Origin of the sequence: Corynebacterium yudongzhengii (assembly GCF_003065405.1) — a bacterium.
GTDB classification, from domain to species: domain Bacteria; phylum Actinomycetota; class Actinomycetes; order Mycobacteriales; family Mycobacteriaceae; genus Corynebacterium; species Corynebacterium yudongzhengii.
Genome location: NZ_CP026947.1, coordinates 1,881,355 through 1,905,424, shown reverse-complemented (window position 1 = coordinate 1,905,424; position 24,070 = coordinate 1,881,355). Strand labels below are relative to the sequence as shown.

The 24,070-nt window shown below is 64.3% G+C and carries 23 protein-coding genes and 2 pseudogenes; 9 read left to right on the top strand and 16 right to left on the bottom strand.

Annotated features, from left to right (window positions below):
• Positions 1-2 precede the first annotated feature (2 nt).
• Genes holA through C3B44_RS08845 form a run of 3 tightly spaced genes read left to right on the top strand, consistent with a single transcriptional unit; the run spans position 3 to position 2,003 of the window.
• The gene (holA, locus tag C3B44_RS08855; protein ID WP_108432052.1) at positions 3-941 is read left to right on the top strand and encodes a DNA polymerase III subunit delta; all 939 of its coding nucleotides are present in this window, start codon (positions 3-5) and stop codon (positions 939-941) included.
• 10 nt (positions 942-951) lie between these two features.
• A complete protein-coding gene (locus tag C3B44_RS08850; RefSeq protein ID WP_108432629.1) occupies positions 952-1,359 on the top strand; it encodes an ankyrin repeat domain-containing protein in 408 nt (135 codons plus the stop codon).
• The gene (locus C3B44_RS08845; protein WP_108432051.1) at positions 1,356-2,003 is read left to right on the top strand and encodes a LysE family translocator; all 648 of its coding nucleotides are present in this window, start codon (positions 1,356-1,358) and stop codon (positions 2,001-2,003) included. Before C3B44_RS08850 ends, C3B44_RS08845 begins: the two co-directional genes overlap by 4 nt.
• A gap of 708 nt (positions 2,004-2,711) precedes the next feature.
• Here the strand turns inward: C3B44_RS08845 and rpsT are convergent.
• Both rpsT and C3B44_RS08835 read right to left on the bottom strand, forming a co-directional pair.
• Positions 2,712-2,975, bottom strand: coding sequence for a 30S ribosomal protein S20 (gene rpsT / locus C3B44_RS08840; RefSeq protein ID WP_108432050.1), 264 nt, complete (start codon positions 2,973-2,975; stop codon positions 2,712-2,714).
• 178 nt (positions 2,976-3,153) lie between these two features.
• Positions 3,154-3,732, bottom strand: a complete 579-nt coding sequence (locus tag C3B44_RS08835) for a type II toxin-antitoxin system PemK/MazF family toxin (protein ID WP_108432049.1) — start codon at positions 3,730-3,732, stop codon at positions 3,154-3,156.
• Between the two features lie 142 nt (positions 3,733-3,874).
• Here C3B44_RS08835 and lepA point away from each other — a divergent pair, with 142 nt between their 5' ends.
• Positions 3,875-5,722 carry a translation elongation factor 4 gene (gene lepA / locus C3B44_RS08830; RefSeq protein WP_108432048.1) on the top strand — a complete coding sequence of 616 codons (1,848 nt, stop codon included), beginning with the start codon at positions 3,875-3,877 and terminating at the stop codon, positions 5,720-5,722.
• 3 nt (positions 5,723-5,725) lie between these two features.
• On the opposite strand, the gene C3B44_RS08825 is transcribed toward lepA, so the two are convergent.
• From C3B44_RS08825 to C3B44_RS08815, 3 genes are all read right to left on the bottom strand, one after another.
• Complete coding sequence (locus C3B44_RS08825) at positions 5,726-6,229, bottom strand: hypothetical protein (protein WP_108432047.1); 504 nt, start codon at positions 6,227-6,229, stop codon at positions 5,726-5,728.
• An 86-nt stretch (positions 6,230-6,315) separates the two neighbouring features.
• Entirely contained in the window at positions 6,316-7,143 is an 828-nt protein-coding gene (locus tag C3B44_RS08820) for a hypothetical protein (protein WP_108432046.1), read from the bottom strand.
• Positions 7,140-8,876: an FUSC family protein gene (locus C3B44_RS08815; protein ID WP_235840375.1), complete on the bottom strand. Its 1,737-nt coding sequence runs from the start codon at positions 8,874-8,876 to the stop codon at positions 7,140-7,142. Before C3B44_RS08815 ends, C3B44_RS08820 begins: the two co-directional genes overlap by 4 nt.
• 164 nt (positions 8,877-9,040) lie before the next feature.
• Between C3B44_RS08815 and C3B44_RS08810 the strand changes: the two genes are divergently transcribed.
• Positions 9,041-10,444, top strand: a complete 1,404-nt coding sequence (locus tag C3B44_RS08810; protein ID WP_108432045.1) for a YeeE/YedE thiosulfate transporter family protein — start codon at positions 9,041-9,043, stop codon at positions 10,442-10,444.
• Here the strand turns inward: C3B44_RS08810 and C3B44_RS08805 are convergent.
• Complete coding sequence (locus tag C3B44_RS08805) at positions 10,441-11,199, bottom strand: aldose epimerase family protein (RefSeq protein ID WP_108432044.1); 759 nt, start codon at positions 11,197-11,199, stop codon at positions 10,441-10,443. The genes C3B44_RS08810 and C3B44_RS08805 overlap by 4 nt on opposite strands.
• A 62-nt stretch (positions 11,200-11,261) precedes the next feature.
• On the opposite strand from C3B44_RS08805, the gene C3B44_RS11685 reads away from it, so the two are divergent.
• The 4 genes and pseudogenes from C3B44_RS11685 to C3B44_RS08790 all read left to right on the top strand — a co-directional run bounded on the left by C3B44_RS11685 (position 11,262) and on the right by C3B44_RS08790 (position 16,039).
• Positions 11,262-11,402: a hypothetical protein gene (locus C3B44_RS11685; protein WP_158268621.1), complete on the top strand. Its 141-nt coding sequence runs from the start codon at positions 11,262-11,264 to the stop codon at positions 11,400-11,402.
• Between the two features lie 2 nt (positions 11,403-11,404).
• A complete protein-coding gene (locus C3B44_RS08800) occupies positions 11,405-11,917 on the top strand; it encodes a hypothetical protein (RefSeq protein ID WP_108432043.1) in 513 nt (170 codons plus the stop codon).
• A 603-nt stretch (positions 11,918-12,520) separates the two neighbouring features.
• A pseudogene (locus C3B44_RS08795) lies at positions 12,521-13,872 on the top strand (IS256 family transposase).
• A gap of 703 nt (positions 13,873-14,575) precedes the next feature.
• Entirely contained in the window at positions 14,576-16,039 is a 1,464-nt protein-coding gene (locus C3B44_RS08790) for an HNH endonuclease signature motif containing protein (RefSeq protein WP_108432042.1), read from the top strand.
• Positions 16,040-16,264: 225 nt separating this feature from the next.
• Here the strand turns inward: C3B44_RS08790 and C3B44_RS11805 are convergent, their stop codons facing one another.
• The 10 genes and pseudogenes from C3B44_RS11805 to C3B44_RS08745 all read right to left on the bottom strand — a co-directional run bounded on the left by C3B44_RS11805 (position 16,265) and on the right by C3B44_RS08745 (position 24,055).
• Complete coding sequence (locus tag C3B44_RS11805) at positions 16,265-16,495, bottom strand: carboxymuconolactone decarboxylase family protein (RefSeq protein ID WP_412841961.1); 231 nt, start codon at positions 16,493-16,495, stop codon at positions 16,265-16,267.
• Between the two features lie 17 nt (positions 16,496-16,512).
• Positions 16,513-16,671: a hypothetical protein gene (locus tag C3B44_RS11800; protein WP_199222465.1), complete on the bottom strand. Its 159-nt coding sequence runs from the start codon at positions 16,669-16,671 to the stop codon at positions 16,513-16,515.
• 2 nt (positions 16,672-16,673) lie between these two features.
• Positions 16,674-16,898, bottom strand: a complete 225-nt coding sequence (locus C3B44_RS08780; protein ID WP_108432041.1) for a hypothetical protein — start codon at positions 16,896-16,898, stop codon at positions 16,674-16,676.
• Positions 16,899-16,901: 3 nt separating this feature from the next.
• Positions 16,902-17,234: pseudogene (locus C3B44_RS08775) on the bottom strand (FAD/NAD(P)-binding protein); the annotation flags it as partial.
• A 102-nt stretch (positions 17,235-17,336) separates the two neighbouring features.
• Entirely contained in the window at positions 17,337-18,419 is a 1,083-nt protein-coding gene (locus tag C3B44_RS08770) for an NAD(P)H-dependent flavin oxidoreductase (RefSeq protein WP_108432039.1), read from the bottom strand.
• A gap of 194 nt (positions 18,420-18,613) precedes the next feature.
• Positions 18,614-20,041: an ATP-binding cassette domain-containing protein gene (locus C3B44_RS08765; RefSeq protein WP_235840505.1), complete on the bottom strand. Its 1,428-nt coding sequence runs from the start codon at positions 20,039-20,041 to the stop codon at positions 18,614-18,616.
• Positions 20,034-20,858 (bottom strand): ABC transporter permease, encoded by an 825-nt coding sequence (locus C3B44_RS08760; protein ID WP_108432037.1) that lies wholly within the window; start codon positions 20,856-20,858, stop codon positions 20,034-20,036. Before C3B44_RS08760 ends, C3B44_RS08765 begins: the two co-directional genes overlap by 8 nt.
• Positions 20,855-21,799, bottom strand: a complete 945-nt coding sequence (locus tag C3B44_RS08755; protein ID WP_108432036.1) for an ABC transporter permease — start codon at positions 21,797-21,799, stop codon at positions 20,855-20,857. Before C3B44_RS08755 ends, C3B44_RS08760 begins: the two co-directional genes overlap by 4 nt.
• Positions 21,796-23,307: an ABC transporter substrate-binding protein gene (locus tag C3B44_RS08750; RefSeq protein WP_235840504.1), complete on the bottom strand. Its 1,512-nt coding sequence runs from the start codon at positions 23,305-23,307 to the stop codon at positions 21,796-21,798. The genes C3B44_RS08755 and C3B44_RS08750 overlap by 4 nt, the downstream gene beginning before the upstream one ends.
• Entirely contained in the window at positions 23,300-24,055 is a 756-nt protein-coding gene (locus tag C3B44_RS08745; protein WP_108432035.1) for a GntR family transcriptional regulator, read from the bottom strand. Before C3B44_RS08745 ends, C3B44_RS08750 begins: the two co-directional genes overlap by 8 nt.
• Between the last annotated feature and the right edge of the window lie 15 nt (positions 24,056-24,070).

Below are 24,070 nucleotides of genomic sequence, written 5' to 3'. Positions count from 1 at the left end.
GGATGGAGGCCATGGATCAGGTCCACTTCATCGTCGGCGAGGACGAGTTCCTCGCCGAGCGCGCCCGCCGCGAGATCATCGACCAGCTCAGCCCCGCCGCGGAGCGTTCCGATCTGCGCGCCAGCGAGATCACCGCCGCCGAGATCATCGAGCTGACCAGCCCCTCGCTGTTCGCGGAGGACCGGATCATCGTGGTCACCCACGCCGAGGCCGCCGGGAAAGAGCCGCTCGAGCTGCTGCTCAAGACCGCCGTCGACCCCGCCCCGGGCATCTTTATGATCATCCAGCACACCGGCGGAGGGCGGAACAAGAACCTTGTGCCGAAGTTCGAGAAGGCCGCCACCGTGCACCGCGCCGATCCGATCAAGCAGAAGGACCTGCACCGGTGGGCGAGCGCGGAGTTCCAGCGCCACGGGGTGCGGCCCACCCCGGATGTCGTGAACACCCTGCTCGAGGGTGTCGGCTCGGACCTGCGGGAGCTGGCTGGGGCGATCTCTCAGCTGGTGGCCGATACCGGCGGTGAGGTCACCGACGAGGCCGTGCGCACCTACTACTCGGGTGTCGCGGAGGTGAGAGGCTTCGACATCGCGGATCTCGCCGTGGCCGGGCACGCCGCGAAGGCGCTGGCCTCGACGCGCCGGGCGCTGCAACTCGGGCACAGCCCGGTGGCGCTGGCGGCGGCGCTCGGCCAGAAGGTCGGCGCCATAGCAAGGCTCTACTCCACCCGCGGTGGCAACGCTCGGCAGCTCGCCGGCCAGCTGGGGATGCCGCCTTTCGCCGTCGAGAAGGCGATGCGGACCGCCCGGCGCTGGTCCGGCGACAATGTCTCCGAGGCCGTGATCATCGTCGCGGATCTGGATGCCGTCGCCAAAGGCGAGGGCGGGGATATCGAATTCGCGGTGGAGAATGCGGTGCGTCGCATAGCAAAGCTCGCCGGTTAGGATGGTCATCATGTCCGATGAGCACACTGAAGAACTTCCCTCTGACGTCCAGGACCTCGTGCATCGTCTGTTTAAAATGGCACGCGAGGGCAACACCGACCTCGTGGACTACGTCCGTCAGGGCGTCAACGTCGACCTCATGAACCAGGACGGCAACACCTTCCTCATGCTCGCCGCTTACCGAGGTCACGCCGACCTAGTCCGCGGCCTTATTGAGGTGGGCGCGGACGTCGATAAGCGCAACAAGCACAACCAGGCGCCGCTGGCAGGAGCGATCTTTAAGAAGTACGACGATGTGGTCGACGTGCTTATCGACGCCGGCGCCGACCCCACCGTCGGCCACCCCACGGCCGTGGAGACCGCGACCATGTTCGGCCGCGACGACCTGCTGGAACGCTTGAACGCCGAGCAGAAGTGAGCGTCGGCAACCTTCTTCTGCTCGCCGCGCTGAACGTGGTGGGCGCTTTATCTCCAGGCCCCGACATCATCCTGATCACGCGGACCGCGACGCGCTCGCGTCGGCACGCGGTGGCCGTGACCGCCGGCATCCAGACCGGCGTGGTGTTCTGGTGCGCGCTGACGGTCTTGGGGGCGGCGGCGCTGCTCACGGCCTTCCCCGAGGCCTTAGAGATCGTGCAGCTCGTGGGTGGCGGCTGGCTGATCTACATGGGCATTCGCATGCTCATCGGCGGCTGGAAGGATCGCACGACCCGGCCGGTGGACCTAGACGAGGCGGAGGCGCGCCTCGGAAGGCTGCGCCAGGCGTATCTCTCCGGCTTGGCGACGAATCTGTCCAACCCCAAGATCGTGCTCTTTTTATCCGCGATGATAGCGCCGCTGCTTCCCCCGCAGCCGACGGTGTGGCAGGCGGTCGTTGTGGTGCTGGTGCTCTCGCTCTCGGCGCTGGCGGTGCAGCTGAGCCTGGCGCTGGTGGTCTCGACGAACGCGGTGCGGCGCCGGCTTCTGCGTGCCGGACCGTTCATCGATATCGGTGCTGGCCTGTTCTTCGTGGTTGCGGGCGTGACACTCGCGTTCAACGGCGCGCATGGGCTGTTGACCTAGCGTTCGTTGGCCCGCTATCGTCTGAGCACATCGACCCCAGCCGTTGCACACCCCAGCTGGGAGTGAGCTTTGGGTGTTGTTCTTCCGCGTAGAGTTTTTGGGCCTGGTGGTAGCCGTTGAGCCCGGAATGCCCTTGCCTGAGTGTTCCTCGCATTTTGGCGATCGGCCCGAAGAGAGTTTCTGGACCGCTCCGCCTTGGGCTAGTGGCCGAGGTGAAGAAACGGGTGTCACCTACGCGACTATGCCGCGGCATAGTGCGGACCGGGTTTTTACGCACGTGCGTAATCGGGAATCGATAAATTCCGGGAAACTCATAGGCCCGCGGGGCACACTCCAGGACACACTGTCACTTCCACCGTGCGGCGAACGCTAGTGCCGCCGCGCTCGAGGTCTGCTGAAAGCTGGGAGCCTGCTGCGCCACCGAGGCTGGATCGTGGCGGCCGGGGCCGGATGGATGCTATCGACTATCCGGAAACCGTCGCTACCGTTTTGCCGGATAAGCGCTACGAACAAACCGCATCTGACCCTAGGCTCACGAAGCTTTCGCACTACGGGGTGAAGCCCCGGGGTCTGCTGATAATACAGGCGGTGGGCGCACAAACGCGATACAGGCACAGACCGAAGAAAACTAAAAGGCCCGCACCCCGAAAACCAGGGGAGCGGGCCTTTTAGTTGATGCAGGGCGAAGAGCCCAAGCTAGTCCGAAGACTAGTCCATCTTGTTGTAGGCGCGGGCCATATTGGACTTCTTGTTGGCCGCGGTGTTGCGGTGGAAGACGCCCTTGGACACGGCCTTGTCGAGCTTGCGGGAAGCGACGCGCAGCTGCTCGCCGGACTTCTCCTTGTCACCGGTGGCGACGGCCTCGCGGAACTTGCGGATCTCGGTGCGCACGGCGGAGCGGATAGCCTTGTTGCGCTGACGGCGCTTCTCGTTGGTGAGAACGCGCTTCTTCTGCTGCTTGATGTTCGGCATGACAATTACCTCTTGACTGTCGGCATTACTATGTGCTGCGACCCACCGTGGCGGAGGAGCTTGACACGTGTCTCTTTCGTGAAGGCGGACCCAAGGTCCTGCCCGCCTGGACACGCGATCGCGCCGGTCGGCGGATAACCTTGCTTAGCGTAGCAGCAGGACAGGTCGAGACACCAAATCAGGACCAGTCGAAACGCTCCCGCAGCACCCGCGCCAGCCTTTCGAAGCGGCGCTCGGGGAACAGCGCGCCCTGGCGGCGCACCCAGTTCTCCGGCACCTGGATGATGCGGTCCAAGCGTAGCCAGCAGGGCTCGCCGGTGGGCTGCCACTGCCCGGAGCCGATGGGGAACCAGTTCTCCTCGTCGGCGTGTTCGGGGGCGGGGGAGATCAACAGCCCGAGCAGCTCCTGGTTCATGCTGCGTCCGACGACGAGTATGGCCCGCTCGACGGGCGGTTGGTTCGGACCGTTTTCGGGTACCCTTAGCCAGACGATTTCGCCGGCGTCGGCGGGGCCGTCGATATCTGGGCCGTAAATCAGTGCCCGGGCGCGCTTTCCGGTGGGGTGCACCTTGATCGGGGCGACCTTGTGCGTTTTCTCGGCAGAGTTGTCCGAACGAGTCAGCCCCATGCGGCTGCGGAGGGTGGCGACATCCTCGACAGGCGAAGGGACGGACGGCAGTAGACGCCTTTTGAGTTGGGAACGCTTCGTGTGATCGCCCTGCTCTTTGCCGCGGGAGCGCAGCCCGCCGAATAACATGGAATCAGTCCTGCTCGGGTCGTTTTCGTAGTGTGGGTTTGAACACTCACTTTACGCCTTCCGGCCACGAGTCGAAAGGACGCTGGGTATAGGGTGGGTGCGGTTAGGGCCTCGCCGTCGGGACCGATACTGTAAGGGAGTTATGGGCACCAATTTCGCGGAGAGCACGTTCACGGACCTAGAGCAGATCCGTAACTTCTGCATCATCGCGCACATCGACCACGGTAAGTCCACGCTGGCGGACCGTATCCTGCAGCTGTCGGCCGTCGTGGCGGACCGGGACATGCGGGACCAGTACCTCGACAACATGGACATCGAGCGCGAGCGGGGCATCACCATTAAGGCACAGAACGTGCGCCTGCCGTGGGTTCCGCGCTCCGGCGTGCTCGAGGGCGAGAACATGGTCCTGCAGATGATCGACACCCCCGGCCACGTCGACTTCACGTACGAGGTCTCCCGCGCCCTCGAGGCCTGTGAGGGCGCCATCTTGCTCGTCGACGCCGCCCAGGGCATCGAGGCCCAGACCTTGGCGAACCTTTACCTCGCCATGGACAAAGACCTCGAGATCATCCCGGTGCTGAACAAGATCGACCTGCCGGCCGCCGATCCCGACAAGTACGCCGACGAGATCGCCCACATCATCGGCTGCGAGCCGGAGGACGTCCTACGCGTCTCGGGCAAGACCGGCGAGGGTGTGCCGGAGCTGCTCGACCGCCTCTGCGAGCTCGTGCCCGCCCCGGCCACCGAGGCGGAGCACGACGCGCCAGCCCGCGCGCTCATCTTCGACTCGGTCTACGACACCTACCGCGGCGTGGTCACCTACATCCGCATGATGGATGGCACTCTCAAGCCGCGCCAGAAGGTCAAGATGATGGCCACCGGCACCACGCACGAGATCTTGGAGATCGGCGTCGTATCGCCCACCCCCAAGCCGTGCGAGGGCTTAGGCCCCGGCGAAGTCGGGTACGTCATCACCGGTGTGAAGGACGTCCGCGAAACCAAGGTCGGCGACACCATCACCTGGGCGAACGACGGTGCCGAAAAGCCCCTCGCCGGCTACGAAGACCCGAACCCCATGGTGTATTCGGGCCTGTTCCCCGTCACCCAGGCGGAGTTCCCGGACCTGCGGGACGCGCTGGAAAAGCTCCAGCTCAACGACGCCTCGCTCACCTACGAGCCGGAGACCTCCGTGGCGCTCGGCTTCGGTTTCCGCTGCGGCTTTTTGGGCCTTTTGCACATGGAGATCACCCGGGTGCGCTTGGAGCGCGAGTTCGACCTCAACCTCATCTCGACGGCCCCGAGCGTGTCCTACCGCGTGGTCACCGAGTCTGGCGAGGAAATAGTCGTCCACAACCCCTCGGAGTGGCCGGAGGGTAAGAACCGGGCGGTCTACGAGCCGATCGTTAACATGACCATCATCGTGCCCGCCGAGTTCGTCGGCCCCACGATGGAGCTGTGCCAGATGAAGCGCGGCCAGATGAAGAACATGGAATACCTCTCCGAGGAGCGCGTCGAGCTGCGCTACATCATGCCGCTCGGTGAGATCATCTTCGACTTCTTCGACATGTTGAAATCCCGCACCCGCGGCTATGCCTCCCTGAACTACGAGGAGGCCGGCGAGCAGGAGGCGGATCTGGTCAAGGTGGACATCCTGCTGCAGGGTGATCCCGTCGATGCGTTTAGCGCCATCGTGCACAAGGACGACGCCCGCCACTACGGGTTGAAGATGACGAAGAAGCTGCGCGAGCTCATCCCGCGCCAGCAGTTCGAGGTCCCGGTGCAGGCGGCGATCGGCTCGAAAATCATCGCCCGCGAGAACATCCGCGCGATGCGCAAGGACGTGCTGGCGAAGTGCTACGGCGGCGATATCTCGCGTAAGCGCAAGCTTCTGGAGAAGCAGAAGGCCGGCAAGAAGCGCATGAAGAACATCGGCTCCGTCGAGGTGCCTCAGGAGGCCTTCGTCGCCGCGCTGTCCACCGACGAGGACTAGCGCCTACGAGGCACGCACCAGCTCGGGTTGCTGGTCCTCCTCGGTTGCCGAGGACACGGCCACCAGCCCGGCGCCATAAAGCGTGACGACGACCGCGGCCACAGGCAGCGCGTCCAGGCCCAGCCACAGGGAGGTCACGAGTCCCGCGAAGCCACCGATGGCCAGCACGCTCGTGCGCCATTCGGCGCGCCGCCACATCGCCGTGCCGACGGCCACGGCCACCAGCGCCACCGCGTAGGACTCACGGCCGGCGACCGCCGCCAGCCCGGCGGCGAGCAGCGGCACGGCGGTGAAGATCACCATGACCGTATCGACGCGCAGCCTCTCCAGCTGGTTGCTCAACTCGCGACGCAGCAGGCTCGCGGCTCCGGCACCCGCCGGTACGGCCAGCCCGCTGGCGATCAGGAGAGAAAAAGTGGTGCCGCGCTCGGGGCCGACGAGGGCGATCAGCGCGATGAGGCAGGCGGTGATAAAGCCGCTCAGCAGAGCATGGGAGGTGGCAGACATGTCCTTCAGGCTAGGACCTCAACCCGGCAATTCCACTGCCTGCCCACTGAGACCGTTATAAGAATGTTATGTGCTCTCGCTGGGCCTTAGATCCCGCGCAACGCGTTTTCCACGCGCTGAGCGGTTTCATACACCCTGGTCCAGTCGAAGCCCGCGGGCATCGCCTCGCCGGCGGCATAGGAGCGCCACCAGGCCGTCCGGCCGCGCCGGGGCGGGATCCACAGTCTCTCGAGCGCCAGGTAGGCCGCGGCCTCGGACTCCGCTCCGCGCGCAGGATGATCCTCTATAAGCGTCGCCGCGGCTGCGCGCACGATCTCCGGCAGCATGTCCTTGCCGAGCTTCGGGTTGACTCCAATGACCCACCACGCGGTGTACTCCGTCATATCCGGGGTGGGCTGCTCACCCGCCAAGGCGCGCGTGCCGGCAACGGTGCGCGAGGGCGCATCAACGACCTGCTGGTCAGGTACGGCGACGACGCCCAAGCGCCACAGGTTGCCCATAATCTGCTGACGCCGCGTGGGCAGCTCGGGAAACAGAGCGCTGTAGTCAGCCTCGCCGCCGGTGACCAGCTTGCGGGCATCGCGCTCGATCTCCTCGAAAGGCTGCAGCCGCTCGTGCGAGTGGAAGGGCCGGCTGGTGTGCTCGGCGAGATAAAAAGTATCCCACTCGAGCGGGTTTCTCTCGCTTTCCAGGCGCACGGGCACCGCGTCCTCGGTCGGTTCATAACCGTAGGTCTCCCACTCGAAGGCCGAGCGCAGCTGCAGCCTGCGAGCTAAGGCGTAGATGGCGTCGAAGGTCTCGTAGCGCTGCAGATCGACGGCCGTGGCCAGCTGCGTGGCGGCGGAGGCCGCCTGGGGGATGCTCAACTGCGCGTTCGCGCGGGCGTATTCGACGGTGAAACGCTCCCGAGTCATGCCGGTAAGCTCCTTTTCGTGCTCAGGGCCTTGCGGGCGTCGCGTAGCGCCTCCGCCAACGAGACGAGCTCGGCGAAGGAGAGTTCGCGGTCGTTGTGGGCGTTACAGTAATCGAGCATGGCATAGCCGGTGCGCTGGATCAGCAGGTGGTCGTCCCAACGCCGCGCCGCCTCGGCGCGGTCGACCTCCGCTAGGGCGAGAATCGCGGCGCGTTCGGAGAGCAGTTCGTACTGCAGGTCGCGACGCTGCCGGGTCGCGCCCTCCGGCGAAGTGGTGGTGAGCGCCCTGAGGAGATCGCCCATCTGCCCGAAGGCGCGGACGACGAGGCCGGCGTGGTTGCGCCCGTCGCTACGCGGGGCCCAGAACCACAAGGCCAGAGAGGCGAACACGACGGACAGCAGCACCTCCACGGTGCGGGAGACGACGACCTCGCCCAGCGGGTCGGTGACGGAGTTACCGAGCAGCAGTGCCAGGGGAGTGGTGAAGATGACGCACAGGGCGTAGTTCTTCACCACGAAGAACTCGGCGCCGAACTGGCAGATCGCCAGGGCGATGAGCAGGCCCCAGCCGCTTAAGCCCATGAGGTGGAACGCTGCGAAGACCCCGATGCCCAGCAGCGAGCCGATGACGCGGCGCAGCCCGCGGATCTGTCCGGACCAGCGGTTCGGGCCCCACTGCAGCGTGAGCAGCGCGGAGACGATCGCCCAGTCGGGGCGGGTAAACCCGAACGCGATGCCGATGACCGCTGCGGCGAGGCTGGCGATCATGACCTTCTGCGCGGTGATCATGGAGTGCGAGTTCGGATCCAGCGAGCGGTAGATCCGGTAGCTATTCGACGGGCGCGTATGCGGGATCGCGGCGCGCGAGGGATCGACCAGGCTCGGGGAATCGGTCAGCCGGTCGGTGTCGCTGAGGTTCATGCCCAGCTCTGCGGTGCGCCGCGCCAGCCGCAGCTGGGATTCGCGGGTGCGGGTGACCAGGTAGGTCAGCTCCGGTTTGGCGATGCTCCCGGCGTGGATGACCCCGGCGTCACCGAGGGCCTCCCACGCTGCGGCGAGGGCGTCGGCGGCCTGGTGGCGCTGCGACAGGGTGGGCTCTTCGGCGGCCTCGAAGTCGGCGACGGCTTTATCAAGGTTGATGACGGCGCGGCGTTCGGGGGCGTGGGCGTCGAAAAGCGCCGGCGCGATACCGAGGAGCACACCGGTGGCCGCGCCGATGCTGGCCCACAGGCCCACCTCGATGGGGTTGATGCCGAGGCGGGCGACCATCGTCGCGCCGCCGGAGACCATGACGATGAAAAACGCTCCCGGCGGGCGCAGGTGCAGGGCGTTTTGTACGAAGGCGCCGACGGTGGCCATCGCGGTGCAATACAGGGCCGGCAGCAGCAGCCACCACAGGGTGGCGCCGGTATCGATCTGCTCCCAAGCGGTACTGCCGACGAACGCGCCGCCGGTGGTGCCGAGGGTGAGCAGGCCGCCGGCGATGACCATCACGCGCCAGCGCGCCCGGTAGGGGTGGCCCTCGCCGTAGATGACGGTGCAGCCGCCGGCGGCGATGAGGAGCATGACGTTGTCGAAACCCAGAAGGAGAGCTGCCGCGCCGGGCAGAAAGATCGCCAAGGCCGCGCGCAGCGCACCCGGCCAGCGGGGTGCCGACGGGTGAAACGCCGTGAGCAGCTGCCAGGGATTCGGCCGCTGCGGCATCGGTTCCCGCAGGTTCTCAGGGGTGGACACGCACGCTCCCCTCCTCTTTAAGGTGACGACGACAAAGGGGCCATTGTACTCCCGCTTTCAACTAAAGCTACCCAACGGGCGGACAGGTCGGTCTATGCGCGCTGGACAGATCTGTTTTTACGGTCTAGAGTCAGTCCTCCTACGCGAGAAAGGGAATACCACTCATGATTCTTACTGGACTAGGGCTCGGCGCCGTGCTGGGCGCGGTCATGCAACGGGGCCGCTTCTGCGTGACCAGCATGATCCGCGACATCTGGCTCAACGGCGCCTGGCGCAACCTCACCGCACTGTTTATCGTCATCGCCGTGCACGCGGTCGGCATCGCCGCGCTCACCGCCGGCGGCGTGATCGCGCCGGAGGATTCGACGTTCGCCCCGGCGGCCGTCATCATCGGCGGTTTTATGTTCGGTCTCGGCATCATTTTGGCCGGTGGCTGTGCCTCGGGCACGTGGTATCGCTCGGGCGAAGGCCTGGTCGGCTCCTGGATCGCGCTGATTATGTACGGCTTGTCGGCGGCGGCGATGAAATACGGCATCCTCGCCGACTTCGACGCCTGGATGAAGTCCTGGGATACCGGATTGACCACCATCCCGGCCCTACTGAACGTGAGCCCCTGGGTCTTCGTGATCGCTTTCGGCGCCTTCACCATCCTGATGGTGCGCCACTTTTTGGCCAAGGACGCCGGGCAGGCGAAGGCGAGGCTGGATCAGCCCTGGTACAAAAAGCCGCTGCACATGTACACCGCCGGTGCGCTCATCGGCCTGCTCGGTGTGATCGCCTGGCCGCTGTCCGCCGCGACCGGCCGTAACTATGGTTTGGGCATCACGACGCCGACCGCCGACGTCGTCACCTATCCCGTCACCGCCGATGCCCAGCACCTGAACTGGGGCACCATGCTGGTTATCGGCCTGCTCATCGGCTCGTTCATCGCCGCGAAGGCCTCTGGCGAGTTTCGCGTGCGCGTGCCGGATGCGACCACGACGAAGCGTTCCGTCGCTGGCGGCCTGCTCATGGGTGTCGGCGCCAGCCTGGCCGGCGGCTGCACCGTGGGTAACGGCATGGTCGAGACCTCGATGTTCAGCATCAAGGGCTGGGTGGCGCTCGGCATGATTGCGCTGGGTATCGGCGTGGGCGCGAAGCTGTGGATCAAGCCCGCTAAGACCGCGACCACCGGCGAGGGCTACTCCACGCACGAGTCCATCGGCACGCATGCCCCGGTCTCGGCTGAAGACAAGGTCTTAGATGGCACTCATAACTTCTCGGTGGCCACGGGGTTGGTGTCCGTCGCTACGAAGCCGAAGGCGGCCGACAAGCTCACCCCGCTCGGTGATCACCGCTACCACCTCGATGCCATGGGCATGGTCTGCCCGTTCCCGACGGTCGAGGCGAAGGATGCTATCGCCACGCTGGATGATGGCGACGAGATGGTCATCGACTTCGACTGCACCCAGGGCACGGAGGCGATCCCGCAGTGGGCGGCCGACGCCGGGCACTCGGTGACCGAGTTCAACCAGAAGGAAGCCGCCGGCTGGTCGATCACCGTGAAGAAGAACGGCCTGAACGCTTAGAGCTCTTCCGCGCTGACCGTCATCTCGAGGGTGTTGATCTCGCCCGGGGACAGCATGATCCCCTCGAGGCTCGGCCCCAGCAGCGCCGGCTCCACGCAGATGAACTTCGCCCACTCCTTGGGGTTCAGATCGGCGAAGGAGTCGGCGAGCTTTTCGCCCGGGTTCCACACGACTACGGAGTCATGGCCCTCGGCGCGCACCGTCAGGCGGCGCTGGGAATCAGTGACCGTCACCGCCTCGGTGGTCTGGTAGATCTTGTCGTGCTCACCAGAGATGGTGAACTTATCTTCGGTCTCGGACTCTTCGTCGGTGTTCCGGTCGATCGCGGTCGCGCCGCCTAAGCCCTCGACCGTGACGTCCACAATGTCCGTCACCGCGAAATACGGGTGGAAACCGATCTGCACCCGAGCCGAATCCGGCCGAGCGTTTTCGGCGGTCAGCCGCATTTTCAGCTCATTGTCGACGAGAATCGCATCGAGGCCGAGCACCAGCCCGTCGTTTTCCAGGGAGGCACGGAAGCCGTCGGCAACCTTCTCGATCTCCCAGTCGCTCGTTCGCGCCCACCCGTGCTTTGGCTCGCCGAGCAGCGTGGCAAAGCCCGGAAAAATGATCGGGACACCGCCGCGGATGGCCTTGCCGGTGACGTTCGTGGCCGCCGAGGAGACGAATAAGAGGTCGCCGCTTGGGTGCTCGGCGCTCAGCAGAGTCGCGCCATGATCAGTGATGGTTAGCTTGTTGTTCTCGGCATCAGTCATATCTCACAGCTTACGGCCACTTCGGTGAGCGCGCTTCGGCCGCGAAGAGTAGAGTGACCGTCATGGCTGGGCATGATCATCGCGAATCACTGTTCACCGACGCAGCAGAGGCCGCATTCTGGGCCGAGCTCGCCGGCCAATTCGAGGTCCCGGAAGAACACCTGCCCGATCCCGACCTTCTGCCCCGCATCTACCGGAGCTGACGGTGTCGGGCACGATCGCCGACTACCTCGCCGCCTCCTGTGAGGCAGGGGAGACGGATATCCAAACACTTATTGACACCTCCGAGTTCCCCTCTCCCGCCGTCCGTTTTATCGCCTCCACCTGCGACTTCCGCATCGTCGACGGGCATGTCACCCGCGTCGATCCTGACCCTGAAACCTGGTTTCCCGATAAGGCCCTAAAGCGCCGCGGCAGCAGCTGGCTGGTGCCGGTTACGGTGACCACAGAGCTTCTCGACGGCGCCGCCCTCCACCTGCCCATGGCACTCGGCAACGTCTTCCAACTCTCCTACAGGCAATCGACCTCACTCGATACGGGCGGGCGCACCCGACAGGTACTCACGCTTTTCGACGACCACGTCCTCCTCGGCCCCATCCGCCGCCAGCTCGCGGAGCTCGGGGCGGAAGAAAGCGAGCGCGTGGACCTCCTCTTCGGCCCCGGGCGGCGTTTCCGGGTCGAAAAGGCGGACCGCTTGCCGGATGCGGTTTGTGGGTAGCGCTTCTCCGGCAAGACGGTTTCGGCGGTTTCCGGGTAATTTTCGGGTGCTTAGTAGCAGCCGTCCGGACCCGGCTGCCTCGTCCCAGCCTCGGGGTGCAGCAGATTCCCACCCCTCAGCACACCCTGAGTGCGGTGGCGCCCGTGCTCGCCGCACGGCGAAGGTGTGTCCCGCATGCCTATGAGTTTTTCGGATTCCATTGATTTTCGATTACACACGTGCGTAAAGCTTTCAGCCCGTACTTTGTGTCGGCAGAGTGAGCCTAGGGCTGTTCTGGTTGTGGGGGTCGTTGCGATGGCCTTGTGAAGGTGAAGGGTGAGGGAGTTCGACCCTGTTTTACGCACGTGCGTAAAAAGTAGAGGCCTCAGGTGACAATGTGGCTCGTATACCTATGAGTGCCCCGGGATTCATAGATTTCCGATTACGCACGTGCGTAAAAATCCCGGTCCGCACTGTGCGGCGGCATAGGGAATCTGGGACTGTTCTGCTTGCGGGGTCGTTGCGGTGGCCCAGTTGGGTCGAAGGACCGAGCGACTCCGATAACCGAGAGGGTGTCAGGAAATTTGTGTGTGAGGCTCTGATCCAGAAGGAGTTTCACCGATAATGACAACGGTGACAACGAAGAAAAACCATGACCAGGACAAGGTCAACGAGATCAGCGAGAAGCTGATGGAAAATCCTGAGCTCGCCAAGCTGATTGGCGAGTTGTCGACGTCCACCGATAACGCCAGCGACCTGGTCAAAGCCCTGTTGCAGGCATCGATTAACGCTGGTTTTGCAGGCGGAAATGGATGCCCATTTGGGCTACGGTCATTCCGACCGGACGATGAAGGCCCAGGTTGAACCAACACAGGGTAGTAACCACCGCAACGGGTCGTAGACCAAGACCGTCAATTCTGGGCACGGCGCGTTGGAAGGGATCGTGCCCAGGGATCGTTCCGGCACGTTTACTGCCCAGATGGTGCCCAAGGGCTCACGCCGGCTGACAGAGCTCGATGACATGATCATCTCGCTGTACGCCGGTGGGATGACAGTGCGTGATATTCAGCACCATCTTGGCTCCACCCTGGGGGTGGATATGAGCCCGGATACGATCAGCACGATTACCGATGCAGTCTTAGACGAGGTGATGATCTGGCAGAACCGTCAACTCGACGAGTTCTACCCAGTAATCTTTTTTGATGCGCTACGCGTGAAGATCCGCGATGGCCACCGTGTAGTCAACAAGGCGTGCTACATGGCGGTGGGCATCGACATAGACGGTATCAAGCACATCCTGGGCTTGTGGATTGCTGATAATGAAGGTGCCGCCTTTTGGGCATCTGTGTGCGCAGATCTGGCCAACCGTGGCGTCCAGGATGTCTTCATCGTCTGCTGTGATGGTCTTAAAGGTCTACCGGAAGCTTGTGGAGGCAACCTGGCCACATTCGATGGTACAAACCTGCATCGTGCACCTGATCCGGGCGGCGAATAGGTGGGTGTCCTATCAGGACCGAAAACCCGTCTCCAGTGCGCTACGTGCGATCTAGACGGCCGTAAACGAAGATACCGCCCGTGCCAGCTTAGATGCGTTCGAAACCTCTGAGCTTGGCCAGAAGTACCCGCAGTCGGTGAATATCTGGCGTGATGCGTGGGAACGGTTCGTGGGGTTTCTGCAGTTCCCGCCAGCGGCGCGCAAGGTGATATACACCACGAATTCAATCGAGTCACTCAATGCTGAGCTGCGTAAAGCTACCCGAAACCGGGGCCAGTTCCCGAACGATACAGCAGCACTGAAGACGCTTTGGTTGATGATGTGCACCATCGAAGACTAACGCGTTGCCAAACGCGCGAAGCAAGCCAAGCGTGCCGTTGAGTGCAACGGGTATGTTCAAGGAGCGAAGGCCAATGGCTGGAAACAAGCCATCAACCAACTAGCTGTGGCATACCCAGACCGATTCGCGGACTACCTGTAAACCACCCCCCGCACACAAACTATCGGACGCTCTCATAACCGAACCTATGAGTTCTCCGGGATCCATTGGATCCGGATTACGCACGTGCGTAAAACCACTCATCCGCACTATGCCGCGGCATAGACGCGTAGATGGTGTTTCTTCACCTAGCTCAGTAGGCCAAGACGGCGATCCGGCAATTCTTTTCCGGCTGACCGCCTCGGTGCGAGAAACACTCCAGCAGGCACATTCCGGTAAGAAAAACTTCGCGGGGTCACACACCGTGAAATCAGGCGTATCGCCGGAGCCTCTGTGTACCCAAGAAGAAGAATTCCCTTCCATATGGCCGACACAGGAAACACCGAACCCTGGGATCTCCGCATCAGAGATGCGAAGGGGTTAGGGGTGCTACCAGGTAGCCGGAACCCTAGCACCCACCACACGGACACCCGCTATCACCTACCCCGAACCAACATGCGGGGTGCCGATTACATTTTCGAAAGTGTTCAGGAGCACTGCGCTGGCCTAAAGGTGCCTCCTCGAGGCTTGTGTGCGAGCGCGGGACGTTGAGGATCCACGTGAACGGCTAGTGTATTTACACTGCTAGTAGCCTTTCTACCGGCGTTCCCACCCCCGGCTTTTACCCCCGTCGGGGGTCAGTGTCCACCCCATATTCTAGTGTACAAACCACATCGAACACATGAACTAATACCGGGGGTTATTCATGGACGACCACACCAACCTCACCAACGACGAACTCCTCGACCGCATCACCACCGCCTACGCCATGATGCAACACCACAAAGCCCAATTCCTCCTCGCACTCGCCGTCTTTGATGCCCGCGAACTTGCCCGTCTAGCCGGGGCACCGACTACCGCGGACTGGATGACACGTGCCCTTGATATCGCACCGACTACCGCCTACGACTACTTAAGAGTCGCACGCTTGTTGTTGGAGTTCGCGTATGTGGCGAAATCCTTCGAAGACGGCAAAATCACCTACTCCACCGTCCGCCTGTTAAGCAGCTATTTGAACAAAGACAACGAAATCGAGTTGCTCTTGTTGGCGGAGGAGTATTCCTACCGGGAACTCGAACGCATCCTCATGACCCGAAGAGACAACCGGAACAACGATGCCCCTAGGAAAAATACGTTTAAGATATGGGTTGATAAACACAACGGGCGTATCCGGTTCTCCGGTGATCTGGATCCGATGTTGGGGGCGAAGTTCATGGCGGCGTTGAAAATCGGGGAACTCGCCAACCTCGTCGACCTCGATGACATCGACCCCGAAGTCTTCAGCGACGATGAACGCTTGGGTGAAGAGTTAGCGAAAGCAGAAGCTGAAGCCCTCGCCGCCGAAGACGGGGCAGAATCCGTTCCGGTTGCCGAGGTCATCGACGATGCCGGTGAGAAGGGCGAGGCCTCTGGTGCTGCCACCGGTGACGCTGACGCTGATGGTGTTGACGCTGATGGTGCCGGCGCTGATGGTGACGGTGATTCAGAGACAAGGCGGGTAGCGTCGGTCAGTGGGTATGGCAGGACGAGTGCCTCGCAGTTGTTGCCCGCACTTTTGGGGTTAATCAATATTGCCCGCTCCTCGCCGGTGAATAAGCGTCGAGCCCCGGGTACTCAGGTGCATTTGATTCAGACCGAGGATGGGCAGTCTATTTTGCCGGGTCTTCCGGTTCCTAGTGAAAAGGCGTTGAGTGCGGAGGTCATTAATGGTGAGTTGCGGGATCATTTCTTAGATACCCAGGGTGTGCCGTTGATGATGACGACGAAACGCAGGTTTGTCTCCGATGCGCAGGCGTTGGCGATTTTGGTGCGCTGGGGGATGCAGTGTGCGGCTCCGGGGTGTCGCCATACGCAGTTTATGGAGTTTCATCATGTGCATCCGTGGTCGATGGATGGGAAGACGAAACCGGATAATATGGCACCGTTGTGTGGTTTTTGTCACGCGTTGGTGACGGCGGGGTTGTTGGAGCTTGTGCCTGCAAGCTCTGGTGTGTGGTTGTTTCGGTATCGCACGGGTGAGGTGTATGCCTCGAAGGCGCGTCGTTTGCCGATGAAACAGCTGGGGGAGGCGTCGTGTTTGGATGAGCCGGTGGAGGTGCCGACCGTGGTGGAGGTGTTGGAGGATGGGGCATTGAGTTTCGATGATTCGGATACCATCAACGCGGACTAACCCCAAGGGCCTCCCGGGGCCGGACCTTCGGTCATTACGCACGTGCGTAATCCGGTAGCAGGGCTGGGGCTGCGGTCAGCGTGTGGGATAACCCCCGAGTCTCAGGTTCATTACGCACATGCGTAACGAACCCCGCCGTTCCGAGAGATCGAACAGCGGTCACCTGTGCCGTGAGCACGTGCGCGACCGTTGACCATGACGTGAGATTCGTTCCCCGCGTCGAAGTTAGTCGCGCGCGGTCGCATCGTCGGGTCCCGCTTCTTGTTGCTTTTCCTGCGCGATCGCTTGGGCGACTTTCGCGCCTGCGACAGCGGCGGGCATACCGGAGTAGACCCCGGCGTGCAGGATCGCCTCGACGATCTCTTCGAACATGCAGCCGTTGCGGCGGGCGCCGCGGATATGCGTGCGCAACTCGCGTGTGCGGTCGAGAGCGGCGAGGATGCTCACAGTGATCAGTCTTCGTTCGCGCAGAGTCAGCTCGTCGCGGGGCCAGAGGACCCCGACGGAGTGTTCTCGAGCAGTTCGAGCACCGGCTCAGCAGGAGCCCAGCCTTTCAGGCTCGTGTTGACGTAGTTGTTGCCGAGCACCTGTCGCCGGATCGCGTCGGCGTCGGGTCGTTCTGCGGTGGTCATGGCTAGCTTCCTTCGTGGTGAGTTGCCGCTGGGTTGTCGCTGTCGCCTGTGAGCATCGTATGGGCGATGGAGTTCGCGTCCTCCGCCGTCATCAACCACCGGTTCTCCCTCGAAGTTGGCCGGGCCTTCAAGTGCCCCACAGCGAGCGCGACGTAGTCATAGTCCCGCTGGGCGTCGTCGCTGGTAGAGATCCGGCGGATCTCCCGGTCGCGCTCAAGAGCGGTCACCCTCTACGAGATACGCCGGATCCGCAGGTTTGGTCCGGCAGTGCTGACAATACGGTCGGCGGACCAGGTCAGGTAGGCACCGTAGAGGGCACAGGAGGTGTAGGTGTTCGGCTCGACATCGGCCCGTTCGGCTTGGAGGACAGGGTCATCCTTGAGCCAGTGCGCGGCCTCGGATGTCTGGAGCCAGTCATAGAACGCCGGGCCGTGCACGTAGTCCTCCCCGAACCCGGCCGAAGTATCGGGAAAAGCGGACAGCTGGGAGCACACAGTGTTCATCAGCAGCGCGGTCGTCTGGTACGGGCTCCACACCCGTCCGGCCCCGAACGCAGTGTCGTCGTACCAGCCGACATCGAACTACCTGCCGGTGGCCGCGGCCAGGGACACGAGACGCTCGATGACAGCCAACCCACGCGGTCCAGCGTCAACGACCGCGACGCACTACCGCCGGGAACCACCCTTGGCCGCGGCGACCTCTTCCACGGGTGGTGTGTATGGGAGAAGCCCGCGCACGATGCTGGCGGCGGGTTGTGCGTTCACGTGAGTGAAGCCGGTTCCGGCCCAGAGATTGAGGTTCTCGGCATCGTTGTGCTCGTCGGCGTCCTTGCGCAGAGCGGACGTGAGGAAGTGCAGCTGCGGGTAGAAGCCCGGGGCGATCTCGGACAGGGAGTCGGTGAACCGGTTCGCGATCGCACGCGCTGGTCGCCCGGTGAAGGCCGTCGTGATAACCGTGTTCCGGTCGGTGAGCTCATGAAGTGCCCTACGGTGGGTCTTTTTGGTTCCTGCCTCGTCGGCATCGAGGAACAGGGTGCCGACCTGGACGGCGGTCGCTCCGGCGCGCAGCAGGGCAAGTACATCGGCAGCGGTGGCAACACCGCCACCGGCGAACACGGGGTTATCGGAAACAGTCAAGGCGTGCTCGATCAGCGTGACGAGCGACTCGTTGGAGTCATCGTCGATTCCAGCGACAGTGGCCCGGTGGCCACCAGCCTCCGGACCCTGGATACCGATCACGTCGGCTTGCGATGCTGCGATGGCGTCGATGCCCGGGCGGCTCGTCGCGTAGAGCACGACGAGCTTTCCGGCCTCGTGGATACGCTCGATCACCGATGGCGAGGGATGACCGAAGGTGAAGGACACGAAGCGCGCGGTTGAGGCGAGGACGACCTCGAGCTTGTCATCGAAGGCGTCATCGGACCAGACCGGTTCCTCCGGCAACAGTGCCTCGTCGGCATTGGCAGCGTCGAGGACCTTGTCCCGGTAGCGTTGATAGGTGTCGAGATCGCAGTCCTGGCCGCTCGGGTCCGGGGTGAAGAGATTCACGCCGAAGGGCGCCGAGGTCCGGCTCTCGAAGTCCTCGATGTCCTCCCGGAGCTTGCCGGGGGTCAAGTACCCGGCTGCCAGGAACGGAAGTGCGCCGGTCTCTGCGACGGCGGCGGCTAGTCGCGGTGTTGACGGTCCTCCGGCCATCGGTGCGAGCACCAGGGGGCGCGCAAGTCTCAGCACAGGTTCCTCGGAGTTCATGATGTTGTCCTATGCGTGTCTGGATCTCGGGCATGGGGTGTCGGCTTCATCTTCAAACCGAGAGTCTAGTTGGGCGAAGCGATCGGCGCGGAGGCCTTCCAGTACGTAGTCGACTCCGTCTGCGGTGCAAGACCACTAGGAGCTTCAAGCCGGCCGCTCCTGCTTTACGCACGTGCGTAAAACACCCCACAGCCCTACAACGTCAACACTCCATCCCGCAGGCGACGCGTGTAGTCGTGCTGCGGGTGGTCGAGCACGTCGGCGGTCTCTCCGCGTTCGACCAGCTGGCCATCGTGCATGACAGCGATCTCCGGGCACACCTCGCGCACCACCGAGAGGTCGTGGGTGACGAAGATGAGGGTGAGCCCGTAGTCGTCGACGAGCGCGTTGAGCGCGTCGAGCACCTGGGCGCGCACGGAGACGTCGAGGGCGGAAACGGGCTCGTCGGCAAGCAAAATCTCGGGCCGGGCGGCCAGTGCGCGGGCGATCGAGATGCGCTGGCGCTGCCCGCCGGAGAACTCGTGAGGGAAGCGCTGCAGCCAGTCGGGCGTTCCGCCGACGGCGGTGATGACTTCGCGGACCCAGTCGCGGTCGCCGTCGCAGGCCTCTGCGATCGAACGCTCGATGCTCAGCCGCGGATTCAGGGAGGAGTAGGGGTCCTGGAAAACCATCTGCACCCCGCCGCGCACGTTCACGGTGCCGTCGGTGGGGTCGTCGAGACCCGCGATGAGCCTAAGCAGCGTCGTTTTCCCCGAGCCCGATCCGCCGACGAGGCCCAGCCTCTCGCCGCGACGAACCTGCAGATCCACCCCGTCGACGGCCGGGACCCCGCGGTAGGTGCGCTTGAGCTGCGAGATCTCGACGACCGGCTCACCCACCGGGCGCGCCACCGCCGCCGGGCCCGGCTGCGAGGACTCCACGAGCCGCGCAGTGTAGTCATGCGCCGGCGCCGAGAGCACCTCTCTGGTCGCCCCGCGCTCGACGATCTCGCCGTCACGCATGACCACGACCTCGGGGCACATCCGCGAGATCACCGCGAGGTCGTGGGTGACAAACAGCAGCGCCATCTTCCGGGAATCCGCCAGCGTTTCCAGCAGGCTTAGGATCTGGTCCTGGACGTCGACGTCTAAGGCGGTGGTCGGCTCGTCGCAGATGAGCAGGTCGGGATCCCCGGCGATCGCCATCGCGATGAGCACGCGCTGACGCTGGCCACCGGAGAGCTCAAGCGGGTAGCGAGACGCCAGCTCCGGGGGCAGCTGGACGGCGTTAAGGAGCTCATCGACACGCGAGCGGCCCGCGGCCTCAGCGATCTGGCGGCCGATGCGCATGAGTGGATCGAGCGCCGTCATCGGTTCCTGGAAGATCATGGCGATGTGCTTCCCGCGGATGCGGCGCAGGCGGCGATCGCTCAGGCCCTGCAGGTCGGTGCCGTCGAAGGTGATGGTGCCGGAGGCGTGCAGGTGGTCGTCGAGAAGCCCCATCAGCGCCAGGGCCGTCAGCGTCTTGCCGGAGCCGGATTCGCCGATGATGCCCAGGCGCTCGCCGGCTTCAAGCTGGAAGCTGATGCCGCGCACGAGTTCTTCGTCGCGGGTGGAGATTCGCAGGTCAGAGACATTAAGCACGACGCGACCTCCGGGCGGTGCGGGGATCGAAGACATCGCGCAGGCCGTCGCCCAACAGGTTGAAACCGAGCACCGTGATGGCGATGGCGAGCGCCGGGTAGATCGCCAGCTGCGGCGCGGAGGCGAGGTAGGCCTGGGAGGCCTGGAGCATCCGCCCCCACGAGGGATCGGGCGGCGGGGTGCCGAGCCCGAGGAAGGACAGCCCGGCCTCGGCGAGCACGGCCATCGGGAAAGCGACGGTGACCTGCACGATGAGCAGGCCCGCGAGGTTCGGCACCACGTGGCGCAGGGCGATGATCGGGCCGGGAACCCGCGAGAGGCGGGCGGCGTCGATGAAGTCTTGCGTCATGACGCGCAGCGTGCCGGCGTGGACCACGCGGGCGAAGGCGGGGATGCCCGCGATGCCGATCGCGATCATGGCCGTCAGCGTCGAGGCGCCGAACACCGCCGTGGCGATGATCGCCATGAGCAGGGCGGGGAAGGCGAGCAGGATATCGTTGCCGCGCATGATCAGCCGCTCGGCCCACCCGCGGCGCATACCGGCGATCAGACCGATGGCCGTGCCGATCACCCCGGAGATCACGACGGCGACCGCACCGACGAACAGGGTGATCTGTGCGCCTGCCAACAGGCGCGACAGCAGGTCGCGGCCGTAGCGGTCCGTGCCCAGCAAATAGCCCTCGCCCGGGCCCTGGAGGCGGTCGGCGGGATGCGCCTGGAGGGGGTCGAAAGGCGTCCAGAAGACGGAGAGCACGGCGCATAGGATCACGCCGACGACGAGGATAAGGCCGATACGGCCGGTCACGGGAAGTTTCATGCTACCTTCCTGCGCAGTCGGGGATCGAGGACTTTCTGGCTGAGGTCGATGAGCAGGTTCACCGTCAGGGTGAACGCCACTAAGAGCATGACGATCGTCTGCACGACGGGGATGTCACGGTTGGCCACGCCGTCGAGAAGCATCGTGCCCAGCCCGGGGATGACGAACACCTGCTCGATGACCACCGCGCCGACAATCAGCGTGCTCAGCTGCACGCCGGTGACCGTGAGCACCGGCAACGCCGCCGAGCGCAGCCCGTGGACGAGGAGCACACGCATCGGCGATTTCCCGAGCGCCCGGGCGGTGCGCAGGTGGTCGGCGCCGATGACGTCGAGCACCGCCGTGCGCACATAGCGGGTCAAAATCGCCGCCTGCACGAGGCTCAGCGCGATCACCGGCATGACCAAGCGAGCGAGGAAAGCGCCGAAGTCCGCCCCCGGCGGCACCCAGCCACTGGCGGGCATCCAGCCGAGGTGCACCGATAGCACGGCGATCAAGAGGATGCCCACGAGGAAACTCGGCACCGCGATACCGGCCTGGGTGACCAGCGCGATGACGACCGCCGGCCAGCGGCCCCGACGCACCGCCGCGATCACCCCCAGCGGCACGGCGATGAACAGCGCTAACACCATGGCGCTGAGACACAGGATGAGGGAGACCTGCGCGCGGTCGATGATCAGCTCGGTGACTGGGGCGCGCGAGACCAGCGAGTAGCCGAAATCGCCGGTCAATAACCCACCGATCCACGAGAAGTACTGCTCGATCAGCGGGCGGTCGGTGCCTAGGAGATGCGAGAGCTCCGCGACGGCGGCGTCGGTGGCCGTGGTGCCTAGGGCGATGCGCGCGGGGTCTCCCGGGATGAGACGCATGATCACGAAGATCGCCACCGAGGCGACCAACAACCCGATCACGTAGCGGGCCACGATGCGAGGAAAGCTCATGCGTCCTCCCGGCTAAGCGGTGAGAGCTCGACGACGTCGGTCGCCGAGGTGGCCTTCACGCCCTCGATGCCGGGGGCGGTGAGCACGATGTTCGGCATGTTCGCCACGGTCAGCGATCCGGTCTCAGCCATGATCTGCGAGACGGCCTCTTCCATGAGCGCGGCCTGCTCCTCCGGGCCGGCGGCGGTATCGGCCCGGCGCAGAAGCTCACGCACCTCAGGCGAGTCATAGCGCAGGTAGGCCTCCGGGTCACCGAACAAGGTGGGAATATCGCGGGGTTCGACGTGCGCGATCGCCGACATCTGATAATCGGCCGCCCCCATGACCTCGTTGAGCCACAGCGCCGGGAACTCGATCGACTCCAACTCGACGTCAAAGCCCACCTCCTCGAGCTGGGAGTACACCAGTTCGGAGAGGTTTTCGGTATAGGTCTGCGAGGGCACCTTGAACAACACCTGCGGGCGATGGTCGTCGTCATAGCCGGCCTCGCGCAGAAGCTCGCGGGCCAGCTCCGGGTCATAAGGAGCGTAGTCCTTGCCCGTGAACCACGGATCTATCGGGGCGACCGGAGCCCCGCCGGTGTCGGCGGCCAGGCCCTCCCAGACGACCTCGGAGACATGCTCACGGTTGATCGCATGCGCCACGGCGCGGCGCACCCGCGGGTCGTCGAAAGGCGCGGCGTCGTTATTCAGCGAGAGCAACACCTCGCCGTTCGTGGTGCCGACCTCGATGCCATAACGCTCATCCAGAGTGTCGAGCAGCTCCGGGGCCTGCATGCCATAGACCACGTCAGTATCGCCGGTGCGCAGGGCGTTGACCGAGCTCATCGCGTCGGGGTAGTAGCGGATGGCGGCGTCATGATCCGCCGGCTTGCCCCAATAATCCGGGCGGGCGGCAAAAGAGATGGACTCGCCGGGCACGAAACGCTCGACGGTATAGGGGCCGGTGCCGATGGCCTTTCCGGCGAGCGAGTCCATGGCGCTCGGCGTCATCATCGCCCCGGTGAGGGTGGCCATCGACCACAGCCAGTGCTGCGACGGGCGCTGCAGGTCCACCTCGAGGGTGTGCTTATCGACCACCCGCGCCTCGTCCACCACCTCCATCTGGGAGGCCAACCCATTCGTCCAGTTGTTCAGCACGTTGTCTATCGATGCCGCGGCGGTCTGCGCGGTGAACTCCTCGCCGTTGGAGAAGTGCACGTCGTCGCGCAGGTAGAAGGTGTAGCGGGTGCCGGCGTCGTCGATATCCCAGTGCGTGGCCAGATGCGGCTGGATTTCACCGTCGTCGTCGATGACCACGAGGGTTTCGTAGACATTCGACATCAAAGCTGCCGGGATGCCGGCGCCGCCGGTGGTGGTGAAGTCCAGCGAGGTCGCGGGGTTGGTGGTGGCGACGACGATGTCGGCGTTGGCGACGCGACCCACCTGGGTGGCGGTATGCCCGGCGGTGCAGGCAGTCAGCAGGCCGGTCAGCATGATAGCGCCGGTGAGAACTAGGCGCTTAAACATTGACCGCGACCCACAGGGGAGAAGGCGTGCACGAAGAGCTGTTCATGCCCATCGAGACGTTGTCGGCGCGGTAGCGGTAGTCGGCATATTCCATGGGCACGCCCGCGGAGGTGAAACAGCGCATGCTCAGCCGCAACAGCGGCTCGCTGATATCGCTCTCGAGCAGGCGCGCCTCCTCCTCACTCGGGGTGAGGGCGGTCAGCGTGCGCGAGACCGTGTGGAAGCTAATGCCCTGACGCTTCAGCTCCTCGTGCACGGAGTGGGCGTCGGTATCGAGATCGAGCAGGTGGCGGCCGGCCTCCATGCGGAAGTGTTGCTGCTCGATGAGGAAGGGCACCTCGTTGGCGGTGCGTACGCGGCGGATGGTGACGATGGGCTCGCCGTCGTCGAGCTCCAGCTGTTCGGCGACCTCGCCGGTGGCGGAATGCTCGGTGACGTACTGGGTGCGCGCGCCGGGAGTCAGCCCCGTCTGGCGCAGCCACGTCGTCGCCGAGATGATCGACTCGAAAGACTCCGTGCCCGGCGAGTCCAGCACCCGGGAGCGCCGGCCCCTCCCAGAGGTGATGAGCCCTTCGGAGCGCAGCGTCGCCAAGGCTTGTCGTACCGGGCCGCGGGAGGAGTCGAATTGGCGGCACAGCTCAGCCTCCGAGGGCAGCAGGGAGCCAGGTTCGAGCGTGCCGTCGTGGATCTGCCCGTGGAGGTGGGCAGCGATCACTTCGTGTTGCTGCGCAGGCTGGCCTTGCTGCATAAGGTGGCACTCCGA

Coding starts and splice junctions, on each gene's coding strand:
- holA (WP_108432052.1), top strand. CDS start 3: ATGGAGGCCATGGATCAGGTCCACTTCATCGTCGGCGAGGACGAGTTC.
- C3B44_RS08850 (WP_108432629.1), top strand. CDS start 952: ATGTCCGATGAGCACACTGAAGAACTTCCCTCTGACGTCCAGGACCTC.
- rpsT (WP_108432050.1), bottom strand. CDS start 2,975: ATGCCGAACATCAAGCAGCAGAAGAAGCGCGTTCTCACCAACGAGAAG.
- C3B44_RS08835 (WP_108432049.1), bottom strand. CDS start 3,732: ATGTTATTCGGCGGGCTGCGCTCCCGCGGCAAAGAGCAGGGCGATCAC.
- lepA (WP_108432048.1), top strand. CDS start 3,875: ATGGGCACCAATTTCGCGGAGAGCACGTTCACGGACCTAGAGCAGATC.
- C3B44_RS08825 (WP_108432047.1), bottom strand. CDS start 6,229: ATGTCTGCCACCTCCCATGCTCTGCTGAGCGGCTTTATCACCGCCTGC.
- C3B44_RS08820 (WP_108432046.1), bottom strand. CDS start 7,143: ATGACTCGGGAGCGTTTCACCGTCGAATACGCCCGCGCGAACGCGCAG.
- C3B44_RS08810 (WP_108432045.1), top strand. CDS start 9,041: ATGATTCTTACTGGACTAGGGCTCGGCGCCGTGCTGGGCGCGGTCATG.
- C3B44_RS08805 (WP_108432044.1), bottom strand. CDS start 11,199: ATGACTGATGCCGAGAACAACAAGCTAACCATCACTGATCATGGCGCG.
- C3B44_RS11685 (WP_158268621.1), top strand. CDS start 11,262: ATGGCTGGGCATGATCATCGCGAATCACTGTTCACCGACGCAGCAGAG.
- C3B44_RS08790 (WP_108432042.1), top strand. CDS start 14,576: ATGGACGACCACACCAACCTCACCAACGACGAACTCCTCGACCGCATC.
- C3B44_RS11800 (WP_199222465.1), bottom strand. CDS start 16,671: ATGACCACCGCAGAACGACCCGACGCCGACGCGATCCGGCGACAGGTG.
- C3B44_RS08770 (WP_108432039.1), bottom strand. CDS start 18,419: ATGAACTCCGAGGAACCTGTGCTGAGACTTGCGCGCCCCCTGGTGCTC.
- C3B44_RS08760 (WP_108432037.1), bottom strand. CDS start 20,858: ATGAAACTTCCCGTGACCGGCCGTATCGGCCTTATCCTCGTCGTCGGC.
- C3B44_RS08755 (WP_108432036.1), bottom strand. CDS start 21,799: ATGAGCTTTCCTCGCATCGTGGCCCGCTACGTGATCGGGTTGTTGGTC.
- C3B44_RS08750 (WP_235840504.1), bottom strand. CDS start 23,307: ATGTTTAAGCGCCTAGTTCTCACCGGCGCTATCATGCTGACCGGCCTG.
- C3B44_RS08745 (WP_108432035.1), bottom strand. CDS start 24,055: ATGCAGCAAGGCCAGCCTGCGCAGCAACACGAAGTGATCGCTGCCCAC.